Source organism: Kumtagia ephedrae (assembly GCF_003012745.1).
Lineage (GTDB): Bacteria > Pseudomonadota > Alphaproteobacteria > Rhizobiales > Rhizobiaceae > Kumtagia > Kumtagia ephedrae.
Genome location: NZ_PXYK01000010.1, coordinates 107,629 through 124,709 on the forward strand (window position 1 = coordinate 107,629; position 17,081 = coordinate 124,709).

12 protein-coding genes are annotated in these 17,081 nt (G+C 65.4%); 2 read left to right on the forward strand and 10 right to left on the reverse strand.

What is annotated here, in order from left to right; all coding sequences use genetic code 11:
• Positions 1-99: 99 nt before the first annotated feature.
• From C7I84_RS12285 to C7I84_RS12320, 8 genes are all read right to left on the reverse strand, one after another.
• Positions 100-1,329 carry a septal ring lytic transglycosylase RlpA family protein gene (locus C7I84_RS12285; protein ID WP_106772482.1) on the reverse strand — a complete coding sequence of 410 codons (1,230 nt, stop codon included), beginning with the start codon at positions 1,327-1,329 and terminating at the stop codon, positions 100-102.
• 273 nt (positions 1,330-1,602) lie between these two features.
• Positions 1,603-1,968: a PRC-barrel domain-containing protein gene (locus C7I84_RS12290; RefSeq protein WP_106772483.1), complete on the reverse strand. Its 366-nt coding sequence runs from the start codon at positions 1,966-1,968 to the stop codon at positions 1,603-1,605.
• 109 nt (positions 1,969-2,077) lie between these two features.
• A complete protein-coding gene (gene kdsA / locus C7I84_RS12295; RefSeq protein WP_106772484.1) occupies positions 2,078-2,911 on the reverse strand; it encodes a 3-deoxy-8-phosphooctulonate synthase in 834 nt (277 codons plus the stop codon).
• Between the two features lie 232 nt (positions 2,912-3,143).
• Positions 3,144-3,449, reverse strand: a complete 306-nt coding sequence (locus C7I84_RS12300; RefSeq protein ID WP_106772485.1) for a hypothetical protein — start codon at positions 3,447-3,449, stop codon at positions 3,144-3,146.
• A gap of 61 nt (positions 3,450-3,510) precedes the next feature.
• Positions 3,511-3,900, reverse strand: coding sequence for a hypothetical protein (locus C7I84_RS12305; RefSeq protein WP_245428415.1), 390 nt, complete (start codon positions 3,898-3,900; stop codon positions 3,511-3,513).
• A gap of 396 nt (positions 3,901-4,296) precedes the next feature.
• Positions 4,297-5,425, reverse strand: a protein-coding gene (gene prfB / locus C7I84_RS12310) for a peptide chain release factor 2 (RefSeq protein ID WP_106772555.1) whose coding sequence is annotated in 2 segments (ribosomal slippage) — positions 4,297-5,358 and positions 5,360-5,425 — 1,128 coding nt in all. Because the reading frame shifts where the segments join, the coding sequence is not laid out codon by codon here.
• Between the two features lie 125 nt (positions 5,426-5,550).
• A complete protein-coding gene (locus tag C7I84_RS12315; RefSeq protein WP_106772486.1) occupies positions 5,551-7,992 on the reverse strand; it encodes a penicillin-binding protein 1A in 2,442 nt (813 codons plus the stop codon).
• A gap of 205 nt (positions 7,993-8,197) precedes the next feature.
• The gene (locus tag C7I84_RS12320) at positions 8,198-9,442 is read right to left on the reverse strand and encodes an N-acetylmuramoyl-L-alanine amidase (protein WP_425351332.1); all 1,245 of its coding nucleotides are present in this window, start codon (positions 9,440-9,442) and stop codon (positions 8,198-8,200) included.
• Between the two features lie 614 nt (positions 9,443-10,056).
• On the opposite strand from C7I84_RS12320, the gene C7I84_RS12325 reads away from it, so the two are divergent.
• Positions 10,057-12,912, forward strand: a complete 2,856-nt coding sequence (locus tag C7I84_RS12325; RefSeq protein WP_106772487.1) for an Rne/Rng family ribonuclease — start codon at positions 10,057-10,059, stop codon at positions 12,910-12,912.
• 116 nt (positions 12,913-13,028) lie between these two features.
• Here C7I84_RS12325 and C7I84_RS12330 read toward each other — a convergent pair whose 3' ends face one another.
• On the reverse strand, positions 13,029-13,958 hold the full coding sequence (locus tag C7I84_RS12330; protein ID WP_106772488.1) for a glutaminase: 930 nt from the start codon (positions 13,956-13,958) through the stop codon (positions 13,029-13,031).
• A gap of 402 nt (positions 13,959-14,360) precedes the next feature.
• Complete coding sequence (locus C7I84_RS12335; protein WP_106772489.1) at positions 14,361-15,524, reverse strand: pyridoxal phosphate-dependent aminotransferase; 1,164 nt, start codon at positions 15,522-15,524, stop codon at positions 14,361-14,363.
• Between the two features lie 209 nt (positions 15,525-15,733).
• Here C7I84_RS12335 and C7I84_RS12340 point away from each other — a divergent pair, with 209 nt between their 5' ends.
• On the forward strand, positions 15,734-17,059 hold the full coding sequence (locus C7I84_RS12340) for a M48 family metalloprotease (protein ID WP_425351336.1): 1,326 nt from the start codon (positions 15,734-15,736) through the stop codon (positions 17,057-17,059).
• The last annotated feature ends 22 nt before the right edge of the window (positions 17,060-17,081 follow it).

Below are 17,081 nucleotides of genomic sequence, written 5' to 3' on the forward strand. Positions count from 1 at the left end.
AGCGACGAGGTTCAAGAACTCTGCGCTTTCCCGATGGAGCGGCCGACTCCAACCGTCGGCGAAACAGGATGGCACCGGATGGCGACGGCACCAGAAAAATCAGTCGCGCACCGCGATCGCGTCCGGCGCTCCGTTCCGCCAGGCGGCGACCAGCATGTCGTCGAGGGAGTTGCGGCCGTCCTCGTAGAGATTGACCGAAACCATTTCCACGCCGTCGATGCGGGCGGTTTCCAGCACGGCACGACCGAACGGCGCCAGATCCTGGCGGACTCGCTCGGCGTCGGCTCGAGCGGCAAAGGTGCCCGCCATGACGAAAGCCGTAGGATTCGCGGCGCCAGCCTGCTCGACCAGAATCCGGTCCGCCTGCCCCTCCCCGCTCGGCGCCTTGGCGCTGCCCACGAGCACGTCGAAGGCTTGCGCAGCCGGTACGTTCTCCTGCGGCGCATAGGACATGCTTGCCAGCGCCATCCGGGTCTCGCCGACGGACGGCCGTTCCGGGGCGATCGGTCCGAAGGCCGGCAGCACCAGTTCGCCGGGCACATTGGCCGTCAGCACCGTCTCGGCGCGCTGCGCCGGCGTTGCGTCGGTGAGCGTGCCAGGAAAGGCGGCGGCGGGCTGCCCCACCTGCGGGTTGCTCGGAGTCGAGCCGTTCATGGCGATCATCACGCCGGTCGGCAGACCGTCGGACGGATCGGGCGCCACGTTGCCGGGCCGGTAGGACGCGATGAGATACTGGTCGTCACGGCCGTCCAGCGGCGCCCGGCCGACATATTCGACCTGCACCTGGGCCGTGCCGTGGTGCGTATAATCGAGCATCTCGGCCGCACGCCTGGACAGGTCGATCACCCGGCCGTTCGAATAAGGCCCGCGGTCATTGACGCGGACGATCACCGAACTGCCGTTCTTTACGTTGGTGACGCGCGCATAGCTCGGCAGCGGCATGGTCGGATGCGCGGCGGTCAGATGGGTCTGGTCGTAGATCTCGCCATTGGCGGTGAGACGGCCGTGGAAGGCGTCGCCGTACCAGGAGGCATAGCCGACCTTCTTGTAGTTCTTCTCTTCCTTCGGATAATACATCTTGCCGCGCACCTGATAGGGCTTGCCGGTCTGGTCGCGGCCGCCGCCGCGCGGCAGGTTCGATTTCTTGTCGCTGACGCGCGGGCTGGCCTTAACGCCCCATACGGATTCGGGGAAATATTCCTTCGAGCGGGTCTTCTTGGCGGCCTGCTGAGGCTGCGGACCGGCGCATGCGGCAAGGAAGCCGGCACAAAGCGCGATCACCGTGATTGAGCTTGCGCGGCGGAGACGCGAGCGCGCCGAAAGAGCCATACGGAAGTCCCCAACACCTTCGTTTGCGTGCCGTCCGCCTGGTCCTCGCGTTGCGCGAACGACACAGGCAGCCACAAATCGTCCCCGTCCCTTCCTAAACGGGAAACTGTTATCACGCCATTAATCGATTGTGTCGGGAAGCGGGCAGGATTATGGCCGAGCGCCAACTAACCCGCAAAAGACGCTCGTTCCGCCTAATTGTCCACTGCCATAGGCCGATACGAATGCGGCCCCGGGCATCCCGGGGCCGCACGCTTGGTTCGAAACGGCCGGTCAGTGCCAGTAGGGCTCCACGCCGTAATACTGGTAGGCCGCGTTGCGGGATTTTTCGCCGTCGCCGCGGGTCAGCGCGTCGATGGAATCGGCCGGCGCGGCTTCGATCTGCTCTCTCGTGAAAGGAACGACATAACCGCCTTGGCCCTCGTCGTAGTCGAGGACCGACCAGGGCACCGCATGGTATTTCTCGCCCATGCCGAGAAAGCCGCCGAACCCTATGACGGCGAACATGATGCCGTTCGTCGTCTTCTCGAGCATGACGTCCTGGATCGTGCCGATTTTCTCGCCGGACGTGTTGTAGACCGCCGTCCCGATGACGCGCGAGGCGGCGATGGCATCCGTGTGGCCGGTAGCTGTTGTCATGGCAAAACTCCTCATCTGGTGATGGGAGGAGAATGACCGGACGCCGTCGAGGTTCCGTCGAAACGAACGTCTTGCGGTCCTGCGACGGAGAGCGCCCGCCTGCGTGTCGCTACAGGCCCTTGGCGACGCGGTCGAAGGCGACGAGCCGCTCCAGAAGCCCCGGCAGCTTGTCCAGCGGCACCATGTTCGGCCCGTCCGATGGCGCGTTGTCCGGATCCTCGTGCGTCTCGATGAAGACACCGGCGACGCCGACGGCGACCGCCGCCCTGGCCAGGGTTTCGACGAAGCGGCGGTCGCCGCCGGATGAACCGCCCTGCCCGCCCGGCTGCTGCACCGAATGGGTGGCGTCGAAGATGACGGGCGCGCCGATCTCGGCCATGATCGGCAGGGCGCGCATGTCCGACACCAGCGTGTTGTAGCCGAAGGAGGCGCCCCGCTCGGTAACCAGCACATTGGGATTGCCGGAAGCCGTGACCTTGGCCACCACGTTCTTCATGTCCCAGGGGGCGAGGAATTGGCCCTTCTTGACGTTCACGACCTTGCCCGTCCTTGCCGCGGCGATCAGGAGATCGGTCTGGCGCGACAGGAAGGCCGGGATCTGCAGCACGTCGACATGCGCGGCGAGGATGCCGCACTGCTCCTCGGTATGGACGTCGGTCAGCACCGGCAGACCGAGCTTTTCGCGGATTTCGTCAAATACAGGCAGGGCAGCCTCAAGACCGGCGCCGCGGCGGCCGCCGAGCGACGTACGGTTGGCCTTGTCGAAGCTCGTCTTGTAGACCAGTCCGATCCCGAGCCCGGCGCAGATCTCCTTCAAACGGCCGGCAATGTCGATCGCGTGCTGGCGGGTTTCGAGCTGGCAGGGTCCGGCAATCAGCGCCAGCGGCGCCGCGTTGTCGAAGGAGACGTTGCCAACGGCGACGATCGGGTTGGGGCTGGTCATGGTAACTCCTCGGGCGCGAAGGCAGGCACAGGTCGCACGGCAAAGGGCGAGACTATCGGCTGCCTTCTCGATGGCGCGGTGTGCCCGATTGCGCCGCGCACTGCAAGGGTCGCGTTTTTTCCGCCTTCAGCCTGCCTCTGCTCTGCAGGCACAGTTCCGAGGTCGACGCCGAGCGCGGCCGATCCGGAGCGGCAGCCGGGGAAGGCCTCCGCATGGCTGCGATAGCGCGGGATCAGTCCGGCTTGAAGTCGTATTGAACGCAGGTCTTGACCGGGCAGGACCGGCTGTCCGCGGTTCGGATGTAGCTGGTGCTCGTGACCTCCGCGTTGCCGCAGAACTGCTGGCTGCGGACATAGCGTCCGTAGAGCAGGTTGCCGCGGGACGACAAATAATGGACGATCGCCACGCCCGCCGCGGCTATGCCTTGCTGGAGGCTTCGGCAGTTCATGTCCGCCGCGGAAAACCTCGAAGCCGCATGAACCTGTGTCGCCCCCAGCAATGCGGCGATAAGCACGAGCCTGACCATGTCGATCTCCATCGAAGGAAACGCCTAACGAACCTGCCGCCGTGACGTTCCCCTGGAGATCGAGACGTAGCACTCAGTAGGAGCGCGGCGGGACGAACAGGCAGATCGTACGGGAATCATTCGCTCCGGCAACCGAACACCAATGAAACTCCCCGTCGGGAGAATCCTTCAGCCGGGCGTCCCGGTAAGGCAGTACCTCGCCTGTTCCCTGAATCACATAACCTTCGGGGCGTTCGCTAATCGCCGTTTGCGGGACCGCGCGGCAGTCATAGCCCGAGCAACAGGAGAAAGGATAGCTCCAGCCATTGGGCTGGGCGGCCGTCGGCAACGCATCGTGCGCCCCGGCGGGCGCGGCACCAAAAACTCCGGAACCGACAATGACCCAGAAAGCAACGAGGGCGGACGAAGCGCGGGGCGACCGTGCATGGGCCGATTTCTGGTTGACTTTGGCTGTCTTGGGCATGACGCATTCCTTCGAAATGAGGTCATCAAGCGCATGGCTTGCCCCTTCCCGGAACGTGTCTCCCTTTCAGCCGGACGTCAGCGTTGATCCAATGCCGCAACCGGCCATCAATGCTTTTTGCACCAACCCTTGCAGGCTGGACCGATTCCCAAGCCGGCGCAAGACTTTGCTGCAGTGCACAATAATGCAACCCTATCGCGCCGACCGCAGGGCAAGTGTGCGCCGCCAGCATTAACGATTACTTACAAGAAGGGTTGCACGGGCCCCGGCCGTTGCAGGCGTTTTCCCGCCGCCGCAAAGCTCATCGCGGTGCGAAAGGCGGCGTGACCTGGTCGACGGGCTTTCGCCGGGAGATACTCCACGCCGGCCGGATCACCGGCGGGCGCGGCATCGCCGTCAGTCGATATCCGCCACCTGCCCGGCGCCACCCTCGATGCGGTGCGACAGCGACGCTTCCATGAAGTCGTCGAGGTCGCCGTCGAGCACGTCCGACGGGCTCGTGCTCTCCATGCCTGTGCGCAGGTCCTTCACCAACTGATAGGGCTGCAGCACATAGGAGCGTATCTGGTGGCCCCAGCCGATGTCGGTCTTGGCAGCCTCGGTCGCGCTGGCCTCAGCCTCCCGCTTCTTCAGTTCTTCTTCGTAGAGGCGCGAGCGCAGCATTTCCCAAGCCTTGGCGCGGTTCTTGTGCTGCGAACGCTCGGCCTGGCAGGCCACGGCGATCCCGGTCGGGATGTGGGTGATGCGGACCGCCGAATCGGTGGTGTTGACGTGCTGCCCGCCCGCTCCCGACGAGCGGTAGGTGTCGATGCGCACGTCCGATTCCGGAATGTCGATCTCGATCGTGTCGTCGATGACCGGATAGACCCAGACCGACGAGAACGACGTGTGCCGGCGCGCATTGCTGTCATAGGGCGAGATCCGCACCAGGCGGTGCACGCCCGACTCGGTCTTCAGCCAGCCATAGGCGTTGTGGCCCTTGATCACCAGGGTGGCCGACTTGATCCCGGCCTCCTCGCCGTCGTGCATCTCCAGCACTTCCACCTTGAAGCGACGCCGCTCCGCCCAGCGCGTATACATGCGCAGGAGCATATTGGCCCAATCCTGGCTCTCGGTGCCGCCGGCGCCTGCATGCACTTCCAGATAGGTGTCGTTGGAATCGGCCTCGCCCGAGAGCAGCGTCTCGATCTGGCGTGCCTTGATCTCGCCGGAGAGCGAGCGGATGGCAGTCTCGGCCTCGGAGACGATGGCCTCGTCGCCCTCCTCCTCGCCGAGTTCGATCAGGCCGACATTGTCCTCGAGGGCTTGCGTCAGCTGCTTGATCGAGGTGATGCCCTCGTCGAGGCCCTGGCGCTCACGCATCAGCTTCTGCGCCTCCTGCGGATCGTTCCACAGGGTGGCGTCCTCGGCGCGGCTGTTGAGGTAGTCCAGTCTCTTTAAAGCGGCATCCCAGTCAAAGATGCCTCCTCAGCAGGCTTATGGCCTGCTTGATTTCGTCGACGAGCTTTTCGGTCTCTGCACGCATGGCAGTGTTCTTGCCCTTCTCGCTTGCGTGGGAAAATCGGTCGGCGCGGACCATAGGCACGCGCCGACCGGGTGTAAAGCCAAGGAAATGAGATTTCCCGTCCGCCCGGAGGCGGCCGGACCAGGTCAGTAGAGACCGCCGCCGCCCTGGCTGATCGCCTTGCTCGCCTGCGGCGAGATTTTCTCGGCGACGCCCGCCGGGCCGCCGTCGTCCATGCCGATCACCCAGTAGCTGTCGGCGGGACCTGTGCCCGGCTTGAAGGCTTCGATGATGGTGCCGCCGGCGCCCTCGCTCGCCTGCATTCCGGTCTTGCGGTTGATGGCGATCAGCTTCATGCCTTCCGGCACCTGGAAGTCGACGACGGGCGTGTCCTTGAGCACCTCGCCCATGAACTCCTTGAAGATCGGCGCGGCGAGGCCGCCGCCGGTCGCGCCCTTGCCGAGCGTCTGCGGCTTGTCGAAACCCATGTAGAGGCCGACGACGAGATTCGGTGTATAGCCGATGAACCAGGTGTCCTTCTCGTCGTTGGTGGTGCCGGTCTTGCCGGCGATCGGGCGCCCGAGCTCCGAGACGGTCACGGCCGTGCCCCGCTGCACCACGCCCTCCATCATCGACGTGATCTGGTAGGCGGTCATCGGGTCGAGCACCTGCTCGGCATTGTCCGCCAGGTCAGGTTCGGGCTGGTTGTTCCACTCGGCCGCGTTGCAGCCTTCGCAGCCCCGCTCGTCATGTCTGTAGACGGTCTTGCCGTAGCGGTCCTGGATGCGGTCGATCAGCGACGGCTTGATCTGCCGGCCGCCATTGGCCATCACCGCATAGGCCGAGACCATGCGCATGACCGTGGTTTCGCCGGAGCCCAGCGCCATGGCGATGTGTGGCGGCATCTTGTCGTAGACGCCAAAGCGCTCGGCATATTCGGCGACCAGCTTCATGCCCATGTCGTTGGCGAGCCGCACCGTCATCAGGTTGCGCGAGCGCTCGATGCCGTTGCGCAGCGTCGACGGTCCGGCCGCCTTGCCGTCGTAGTTCTTGGGCGTCCAGACCTCGGTGCCGATCTTGATGGTGATCGGTCCGTCCATGATGACGGATGCCGGCGTGTAGCCGTTGTCGAGCGCGGCGGCATAGACGATCGGCTTGAACGACGAGCCCGGCTGACGCCAGGCCTGGGTCGCGCGGTTGAACTCGGATTCCGAATAGGAGAAGCCGCCGACCATGGCCAGCACGCGGCCTGTATGCGGATCCATCGCCACCAGGCCGCCCGACACCTCCGGCACCTGGCGGACCAGATAGCCGTCCTTCTCCGGCTTCTCCTCGACATAGATCACGTCGCCGATCTTCAGCACGTCTTCGGGCGAATTCGCCTTCAGCCGCTTGCCGTCCACCACGTGGCGCATGACGAAGGCCATGTCCGCTTTCGCGATGCTTCCGGTCTTGCGCTCGTCGGACAGCTTGCCGGAAGCCTCGCGGGGAGGCTGCAAGCCGATCGTCACTCCGGAGGCGCCGACATCCGTCACCACGGCGAGCTGCCATTCCGGCACATCGTCCAGGCGCTTGACCTCGCCCAGCGGCACGCCCCAGTCGCCGCCCACGTCGACATGCGTGACCGGGCCGCGATAACCGCGCAGCGTGTCGTATTTCAGCAGGCCTCTCTGCATCGCCCGCCGCGCAACCAGTTGCATCTTCGGGTCGAGCGTGGTGCGAACCGACAAACCGCCCTCGTAGAGCGCGTTCTCGCCATAGCGGGCGATGATCTCGCGGCGAACCTCCTCGGTGAAATACTCGCCGGCGAACAGGTAGGTGCCCTTGCGCCGCGGCGTCACGCCGAGCGGCTCGGCCTTGGCCTTCACGCCTTCCTCGCGCGTCACATAGCCGTTGTCGACCATCTGATCGATCACCCAGTTGCGGCGCACGATCGCGCGATCCGCATAGCGGAACGGATGATAGTTCGACGGCCCCTTCGGCAGGGCCGCAAGGTAGGCGGCCTCCGCGACCGACAGCTCATTCACCGACTTGTCGTAGTAGGTCAGCGCGGCCCCCGCCACGCCGTAGGCGCCGAGGCCGAAGAATATCTCGTTGAGATAGAGTTCGAGAATGCGGTCCTTGGAATAGGCCTGCTCGATGCGGAAGGAGAGGATCGCTTCCTTGACCTTGCGCTCGAGCGACCGCTCGTTGGTGAGAAGGAAGTTCTTCGCCACCTGCTGCGTGATCGTCGAGCCGCCCTGCATCGGTCCGCCGCGCGCATAGACGAGGGCCGCTCGCACCACGCCTTCCACGTCGACGCCGGGATGATGATAGAAATTCTTGTCCTCCGCGGAGAGGAAGGCGGCCTTGACGCGGTCCGGGATCGCCTGGATCGGCAGATACAGCCGCCGCTCGCGTGCAAACTCGCCCATCAGCGAACCGTCGACCGCATGCACGCGCGTCGTCACCGGCGGCTCGTAGTTTGCCAGCACCTCGTAGTCGGGCAGATCCTTGGAGAGACCGCCGACATAGACCGCAACGGCGCCGGCGACCAGCAGCGCCAGCATGGTGCCGATCCCGAAGAAATAGCCGATGAGACGAATCATTTCCGCTCCACTTCAAGCCCCGGCGGTTCTTGTTGATTCCCAACTGGTCGGCAACCCGAACCGGCGAGCCCGAACATCAATATAGCATTGTCCTCGGCGTGTAGACAAAATACGGCATTGTGATGGGCATCCGGGGCTTCTCCGCCGAAACCGTTCGGGTGTGGCGCAGCCGCAACGCAACCTCGCGACGAGCCCGCCGGCGACATCAGCCGCCCGCCGCCCTGGCCGAGGCAAAGGCCGCGATCGCATTCGAGATCGAGGTCACGGCCTTGCCGCGCCATTCGGGATTGCGCAACTGCTCCTCGTCCTCGGCATTGGAGAGATAGCCGAGCTCAACCAGCACCGACGGCACGTCCGGCGCCTTCAGCACCCTGAATCCGGCGAACCGATGGGGATTGTTGATCAGGCCCACCGTCTCGGACAGTTCGCCGACCAGCGTTCGGGCAAAGCGGATGGAGAAGGCGTGGGTCTCGCGGCGGATGAGGTCGACCAGAATGTCCGCGACTTCGTGGTTCTCGTCCTCGACCTCGATGCCGGCGAGCTTGTCGGAAAGGTTTTCGCGATCGGCCAGCGCCTGGGCTTCGGCGTCGGACGCCTTGTCGGACACCGTGTACACGGTCGCGCCGCGGATGCCTTTCAGGTTGATGGTATCGGCATGGACGGAAATGAACAGATCCGCCTCCTGCTGGCGCGCGATCCGCACCCGGTCGTCGAGCCTCAGGAACAGGTCGCTCGACCGGGTCAGATGGACGTCGTATTTGCCCTCCGCCTGCAGCTTCGCCTTGAGCTCGAGCGCGAAGGCCAGCGTGATGGTCTTTTCAACGGTTCCGTTGACCCCGAGCGCGCCGCTGTCGATGCCGCCATGTCCCGGATCGATGACGATGACGAAGGGCTTGGCCGGGCGGTCCACCGAGGCCCCTACCCGGCTGCCCTTGGGTGCCGCGGCGGTTGAGCCGGTGACTTCGGCCTGGTCCGCCAGCGCCGCCTCGAACTGCCGCTCCCCGGCCGCCGCGATATCGATGGACAGCCGGTAGCCGGCGCCGTCCTCTTCCGCGACCACGTCCGCGTGCTCCACGACGAACGGACCCTTGGTGGCGAAGATCACCCGCGATCTGCCCTCGCCGGCGCCGCCGTAGCTGACCCGCCGGACGAGGCCGCGCGGCTTCATGTCCTTGGGCTCGAAGGCGAAGCGGGTATCGGGCAGGTCCAACACCAGCCTGTGCGGGCCGCGCAGCAGGAACCAGCGCAACTCCGGCTCGGCGTCGAAATGCATCACGACGCGCATGCGCGTCGCATCGCCGGCCATCTTGAAGCCCTTCGCGCCGAGACTTGCCGCAGCCGCCCCGGAAACGGGCGACAGGATGGCGATCAGCAGAATCATGCCGCCCACCCACAGCATCGCCGCGAGGCTGCACATCGCCCTGCGATTGGCTCGACCGGTTGGACTCATGCTGCTACCCGTTCCGACGCTGGACGAAACTGCCCCGGCCCGTCGCCTGCGAGCCCTTGTTCAATTAAGGATTGGTATCCAGATAAGGTTAACCAAGCCTTTTGCCTCACGCCCCGTGAACGCCATCCATTTTGTCGGCAATCGGAATCCGGGGTTGCCTAAAACACGGTCAAATCATAAAAGCGGGACTGGTACACCGCAATGCTCGGTGTCTGCTGTTCTAGTGGCAGACTGTGGAGTCGGATAAATGCGGCCGGACAGCTCCGTCCGGGCAGGCGTGGCCAGCACAGAATTCGTCCCGGGACGCCGTCCCCACGGCTCCCGGAACGTCAAGGCAAACGGCGCGAACAGGAAATTCGCGCCGGCTCGACACGAGCAAATAGCTGGTCCGGGCTCCCCGGGCCTTGGTTCAAGAGGATCCGCAACGCAAGCAATGGTCGGAAGCGCAATCTCGGAAAGGTCCGCACTGTACCGCGCCTATCAGGCGGCGGGCGGCACCACCGTGGCGCGGCGGCAGCGGCAGGCGGACATCAATACGATCGAAGCGCAGATTCTGCTCACCACGGAGGCTTTGCCCCGCGGCGGAAGGCGTGCGCTCGGCAGGAAAAAACATAATGCCCAACAAAATGCTCATAGATGCCTCCCACCCGGAGGAAACACGGGTCGTCGTCGTTCACGGTAACCGTATTGAAGAATTTGATTTCGAATCACAGGACAAGAAGCAGCTAAAAGGAAACATCTATCTCGCCCGGGTAACCCGGGTCGAACCATCCCTTCAGGCTGCCTTTGTCGAATATGGCGGAAACCGGCACGGTTTCCTCGCCTTCAGCGAAATTCATCCCGATTATTACCAGATCCCGGTCGCAGACCGCCAGGCGCTGCTGCGCGCCGAAGCCGAAGCCGCCGAGGACGAGGCGGATGACGACGGCGAAAGCGAGGACCGCCAGGAACGCAACCGCGGGCGCCGCCGTCGGCGCGGACGCAGCCGCGGCCGCAATGGCGAGGACGCATCGCGCGCCGGGGCCGAGGCCGGCGAAGACGCCGATGGCGACGAGGATGCAGCCCCGGTTGCGGAGGAGCTTTCCGCCGAGGCGGGCGGGGCGGAGGATGCCGCCTTCGAATCGGCCGAGGTTCCGGAACCGGCCGATGAGCCGGAAAACCGGTCCGGCAGCGACAAGCCATCCAACATGGCCGCCGCCATCGAGGCCGATGTCGTGTCGGAAGAGGTGGAGACGGTCGCCGACGAGACGCACGAGACGGCGCCCGCGCCGGGCGGCGGCGAGGTCGAGGAACTTGCCGACACATCCACGGATGATCACGAGATCGAATCGGTGGGCGCCGACGATGCGCTCGAGGAAGTGCAGGTCCGCCGCAAGCCGATGCGGCGCCAGTACAAGATCCAGGAAGTGATCAAGCGCCGGCAGATCCTGCTGGTCCAGGTCGTCAAGGAGGAACGCGGCAACAAAGGCGCCGCACTCACCACCTATCTGTCGCTCGCCGGCCGCTATTCGGTGCTGATGCCCAACACCGCCCGCGGCGGTGGCATCTCGCGCAAGATCACCAATGCGCAGGACCGCAAGCGCCTCAAGGAGGTCGTGCAGGATCTCGAGGTGCCGCAGGGCATGGGCGTCATCCTGCGCACCGCCGGCGAGAGCCGCACCAAGGCCGAGATCAAGCGCGACTACGAGTATCTGATGCGGCTGTGGGAGAACGTGCGCACGCTCACGCTGCAATCGTCGGCCCCTGCCCTCGTCTATGAGGAAGGCAGCCTGATCAAGCGCTCGGTGCGCGACCTCTACAACAAGGACATCGACGAGATCCATGTTGCCGGCGAGGACGGCTACCGCGAGGCCAAGGACTTCATGCGCATGCTGATGCCGAGCCACGCCAAGGTGGTGCAGCCCTACCGCGACACCGTGCCGGTGTTCGCGCGCTATGGCGTGGAGGCGCAGCTCGACCGCATGCTGCAGCCGCAGGTCACGCTGAAGTCCGGCGGCTACATCATCATCAACCAGACCGAGGCGCTGGTCTCGATCGACGTCAACTCCGGCCGCTCGACGCGCGAGCACTCGATCGAGGAGACGGCGCTGCACACCAATCTGGAGGCGGCCGAGGAGGTCGCCCGCCAGTTGCGCCTGCGCGACCTTGCCGGCCTGATCGTCATCGACTTCATCGACATGGAGGAGAACCGCAACAACCGTGCGGTGGAGAAGCGCCTCAAGGACCATCTCAAGAACGACCGGGCGCGCATCCAGCTCGGCCGCATATCGCATTTCGGCCTGATGGAGATGAGCCGCCAGCGCATCCGCGCCAGCGTGCTGGAATCGACGATGAAGCCGTGCCCGCACTGCGGCGGCACCGGCCATGTGCGTTCGGATTCCTCCGTCGCCCTGCTGGTGGTGCGGGCGATCGAGGAATTCCTGCTCAAGGATTCGCGCAGCCACATCGTCGTCAAGACGCCGGCCTCCACGGCCATGTACGTGCTCAACCACAAGCGCAGCTCGCTGATGGAGATGGAGGCACGCTTCGGCCTGACCATCACCATCGAGGCCGACGAGACGGTTGGCTCGCAGCACTATGCGATCTTCCGCGGCGCCATCGCCGAGAAGTCGTTGACCCCTCCCTCCGCCATCGTCAGCCCGACCCTGGAGCCAGCCTTCGAGGAAGAGGACGAAATCGAGGCCGAGGATGAAGGCGTCGTCGTCGAGGCCGAGCCCAGCGAGGAACGCTCTCATCCGGAAGGCGAGTCGCGCGACCGGCGCAAGCGCCGCCGCCGCCGGCGGCGCGGCGGACGCGACCGGGATCACGATGCCCAGCCGCATGCCGAAGAAGCAACGGCGGGCGTCGAGCAGGATACCGCGCACGACGAGGCGGTCTCCGGCGAGGTCGAGGAAGCCGGCGACGCCGGAGACGTGAACGAAGCCGTGTCGGCCGCCGAAGAGGCAGAACGCAAGAAGCGGCGGCGCGGCAAGCGCGGCGGTCGTCGTCATCGCGGCGAGGCCGAGGATGAGGCGGCCACGGAGGCGTCTGCGGTCGAGGGACCCGTCGAACCTGCGGAGGCCGAAGTCGTCGAAGAAGCCGAGGCCGTTGCCGCTGTCGTGCCCGAACAGGACGTTTCGGCCGAAGCCGAGCCGGTCGAAGCGCCGAAGAAGCGCCGTGCCGCGCCGCGCAAGAAGGCAGCCGCTGCCGAGGAAGCCGGCGGCGAGGCCGTGGCCGATGCCGAAGTTGCTCCCGCCAAGAAGCCGGCAAGGCGCTCGCGCAAGAAGCAGGAGCCCGAGGCTGCGGAGGCTAGCGAAGCCGCGCCCGCCGCCGAGGCTCCCGAGCCGGAGCCGGAAGCCGCATCCGACGAGCCGCATGCCGAGCCCGCCCAGGAACCGGAGCCTGTCGCGACGGAGCCTGTGGCGCAACCGCAGCCGGCGGCCGACCGGCCGAAAAAATCCGGCTGGTGGCAGCGGCGGGGTTTTCTATAAGTAGAACGGCATCTTGGCTTCACTCATTGAAGCCGGATCACAGTGAAACGAAACCCGCGCAGCCAGCCCGGCTGCGCGGGTTTCGCGTTTCCGAAATCTGAAACACACGATCGGCGTCAGGGCGAGAAGATCGACCAGTTCATCGCCCGCGCCAGCTTTTCCATCGCCACCGATCCCAGATGCGAGTTGCCGTTGGCGTTGAGGCCCGGCGACCAGACCGCGACCGAGGCTACGCCGGGGATGATGCCGAGTATGCCGCCGCCGACGCCGCTCTTGCCGGGAATGCCGACATGGAAGGCGAAGTCGCCCGAGCCGTCATAATGGCCGCAGGTCAGCATCAGCGCATTGATGCGGCGCGCCCGCTCGCTGGAGATCACCGAATGGCCGGTCGCCGGATTGCGGCCGCCGCAGGCGAGGAAGCGGCCCGCAAGCGCCAGTTGCCGGCAGCTCATGGCGATGGCGCAGTGGTGGAAGTAGACGCCCAGCGTCAACTCGGCCGGATGGTGCAGGTTGCCGAACGAGCGCATGTAGTTGGCGAGCGCGAAGTTGCGGAAGCCGGTCTCCCGCTCCGACGCTGCCACGCCCTGGTCGATGTAGACGCTGTCGTCGTCGGTCAGGAACTGGACGAAACGCAGGATCTCGCCGATCGCCTCGCGCGGCTGGTGTCCGGCCAAAAGCACGTCGGAGACGACGATCGCGCCGGCATTGATGAACGGATTGCGCGGGATGCCGCGCTCGTGCTCGAGCTGGACGATGGAGTTGAACGAATTTCCTGACGGCTCGCGACCGACCCGCTTCCACAGCGCGTCGCCGACCTTGCCGAGCGCCAGCGTCAGCGTGAAGACCTTCGACACACTCTGGATCGAGAATGGTTCTTCCGCGTCGCCGGCGGTGATGATGCGCCCGTCGACGGTGGCCACCGCGATGCCGAACTTCCTCGGGTCGACCTTGCCGAGCTGCGGGATGTAGGTGGCGACCTCGCCGCGGTCTGGGCGCGCCGCCATCTCGGCGGCGAGGTCGCTGAGCACGTCTTCGATTTCCGGCATGGTCTGTTTAGTATCCAACTCGTATTTGACGGTGTTGATTTGTAGCTAGTCGGTTGGATTGTGCTTCGTTGTCCTCTTGGTGCTCCCGGCTGACGGTCGCGTTAAATGGATCCATTTGTTCCGATATATCGTCCTGAATTCAGGGTCCCAGAGTGCCTTTAGCCAAGCGACAAAGAAGCCACACCGGAATAGTCGAATTAACTGAAAAACAAAAAGAAATGACAGCCAACCAAAAACAAACAGCGATGGGAAAACGTTCCCATCCAGGGCACTTGCACTGCTAAGGGCAAACTCAGTCAGCTCCTTGATCAGGAAAACAAGTGCAAGAAACCATATAGCAGCGGTTACGTTCAGCTCAGTCAGCCAATTCTTGACGTTCACGACCTCCTCCACCACACGCGATCAGGCTTCAGTGCAAGATTGTTGCAGCCAGCGCTCGATCCGCGCCACGGCTTCGATCATGTCCTCATGGCTCCCCGCATAGGAGAAGCGCATGAAGCGGCTGCCTTGCAGCGTGTCGAAGTCGCGGCCGGGCGTCGCCGCGACATGCGCCTCCGCCAGCATGCGGCGGGCGAAGGCCATGCTGTCATTGGTCAGGGTCGAGACGTCGCAGAAGGCGTAGAAGGCGCCGTCCATGGGGGCTGCCAGGGCGAAACCGAGCTCCGGCAGGCGCCGCATCAGCAGATCGCGGTTCGACGCATAACGCGCCTTCACCCGGTCGAGCTCGGCGCCTGCCCCGAATGCCGCGCAGGCGGCGATCTGCGACAGCTCCGGCGGCGAGATGTAAAGACTCTGCTGGATGCGCTCCACCGGCCGGACCAGTTTTTCCGGCAGCACCATCCAGCCGATGCGCCAGCCGGTCATGCAGTAGTATTTCGAGAAGGAGTTGATGACCACGACGTCGTCGTCGAGCGACAGCGCGGTGACGTCGGGCGCGGTGTAGTTCAGCCGGTGATAGATCTCGTCGGAGATGACGGCGATGCCTAGCGCTCTCGCCTCGGCGAGCAGTGCAGCCATCTCCGCCGGCGGCACCACCGCTCCGGTCGGATTGGCCGGGCTGGCGAACAGCAGCCCGCGCAGCGGCTTGCGCGCATGCGCCGCCGCGAGCTGCCTGGCCGTGAGGAACGGCGCCTCCTCCATCTCCACCTCGACCACGTCGAGGCCGAGCGCCGCCATGATGTTGCGATAGGCGGGATAGCCGGGCGAGGCGATGGCGACCGCGTCGCCGGGGTCGAACATGGCGAGGAAGGCGAGGTTGAAGGCAGCGGACGATCCGGTCGTCACCGCGACCCGTTCCGGCGCCACCTCGACGCCGTAGTGCTCGCGGTAATGCGCGGCGATCGCCACGCGCAGGGCTGCCGTGCCGAGCGCGTCGGTATAGCCGATGCGGCCATGCTCCAGCGCCCGCGCGGCCGCTTCGCGCACCGCAAGCGGTGCCGGATCGGATGGCTGTCCGACCGCCATCGAGATCACCGGAACACCCTCGGCCTTGAGCCGGTTCGCCTCCGCCAGCACGTCCATGGCATGGAACGGCTCGACCTCGCCGCGTCGGGAAAGTGCTGTCATCCGCTGTCTGCTCCGTCGTCCGGCGATGCCGCCGCGCCGCACAAATGCCCGATTGATGTGGGGATCACAAGTTCAGGAAAATCCGCCTATCGCCTTTTCATCGCTCCACCACTCGGTTACCAGTGCTTGCGGCCATGATCACAACCGGAAAAATCCCCGTCCTGCGCTCGGCTGTCCGGGCCTTCGTCGGCGGCGCCGTCGGCATCGCCATGGGCCTCGCCGCGGCCATGCCGGCGCAGGCGCAGGGCAACGTCTCCGTGGTGCGCGACGCCGAGATCGAGGCGCTGGTGCGCGACTATGCCCGGCCGATCTTCAAGGCGGCGGGCCTGAAGTCCAACATCGATATCATCCTGGTCAACGATCCCGGCTTCAACGCCTTCGTCGCCGGGCGCCGCATGTTCATCAACACCGGCGCGCTGATGCAGTCGGAGACCCCGAACGAGATCATCGGCGTGATCGCCCACGAGGCCGGCCACCTCGCCGGCGGCCACCAGGAGCGGCTGCGCGACCAGATCGCGCGGGCGCAGACCATGGCGATCGTCGCCAGCCTGCTCGGCATCGGCGCCATTGCCGCCGGTGCGGCCGCCAATTCCAGCGAGCTCGCCCAGGCCGGCGGCGGCATCGTCATGGGCGGCGGCGAGGCGGCGCGGCGCAGCCTGATGGGCTACCAGCGCACCGAGGAGACCACCGCCGACCGTTCGGCGATCACCTATCTCGAGGCCACTGGCCAGTCGGCCAAGGGCATGCTCAAGACCTTCCAGCGCTTCCAGAACGCGCTGTCGCTCTCCGGCACGCGGGTCGATCCCTACCGGATCAGCCATCCGATGCCGCGCGAGCGCATAGCCAACCTGGAGGCGCTCGCCACCGGCAGCAGATATTTCGATGTCGAGGACCCGCCTGCCCTGCAGCAGCGCCACGACATGATGCGCGCCAAGATCGCCGTCTACACGCAGGGCCAGTCGGCGGCCGCGAGGCTGTTCCGCAAGGCGCCGCAAGGCCTCGCCAACCAGTATGGCGATGCCATGGCGACCTATCTCTACGGCAATCTCCGTTCGGCGCAGAAGAAGACCGAGGCGCTGGTCGGCGCGCAGCCGAAGAACCCCTATTTCCACGAGCTGCTCGGCGATGTGCTGATGAAGGCCAATCGCCCCGGCCAGGCGGCGGAGGCCTATCGGGACGCGGTGCGTCTCGACTCCTACAAATCAGGCATCCTGCGCATCGCGCTCGGGCAGGCGCTGATCGCCACCGGCGATCCCGCCTCGCTGAAGAAGGCGGTGAGCGAGATCAACACCGGGCTGGAGCGCGACCGCGAGAACGCCATGGGCTATCGCTATCTCGCGCAGGCCTACGGGCAGCTCGGCCAGATCCCCGAAGCCGACCTCGCCAGCGCCGAGGGCAACTTCTATGCCGGCAGATATCAGGACGCGAAGGTGTTCGCGGCACGCGCCCAGGCCAAGATGAAGCGCGGCTCGCCCGGCTGGGTGCGGGCGCAGGACATCATCAATTTCAAGATTCCGAGCAAGAAAAGAGGCTAGCGGCAGGCGTATCGCGTCGCCG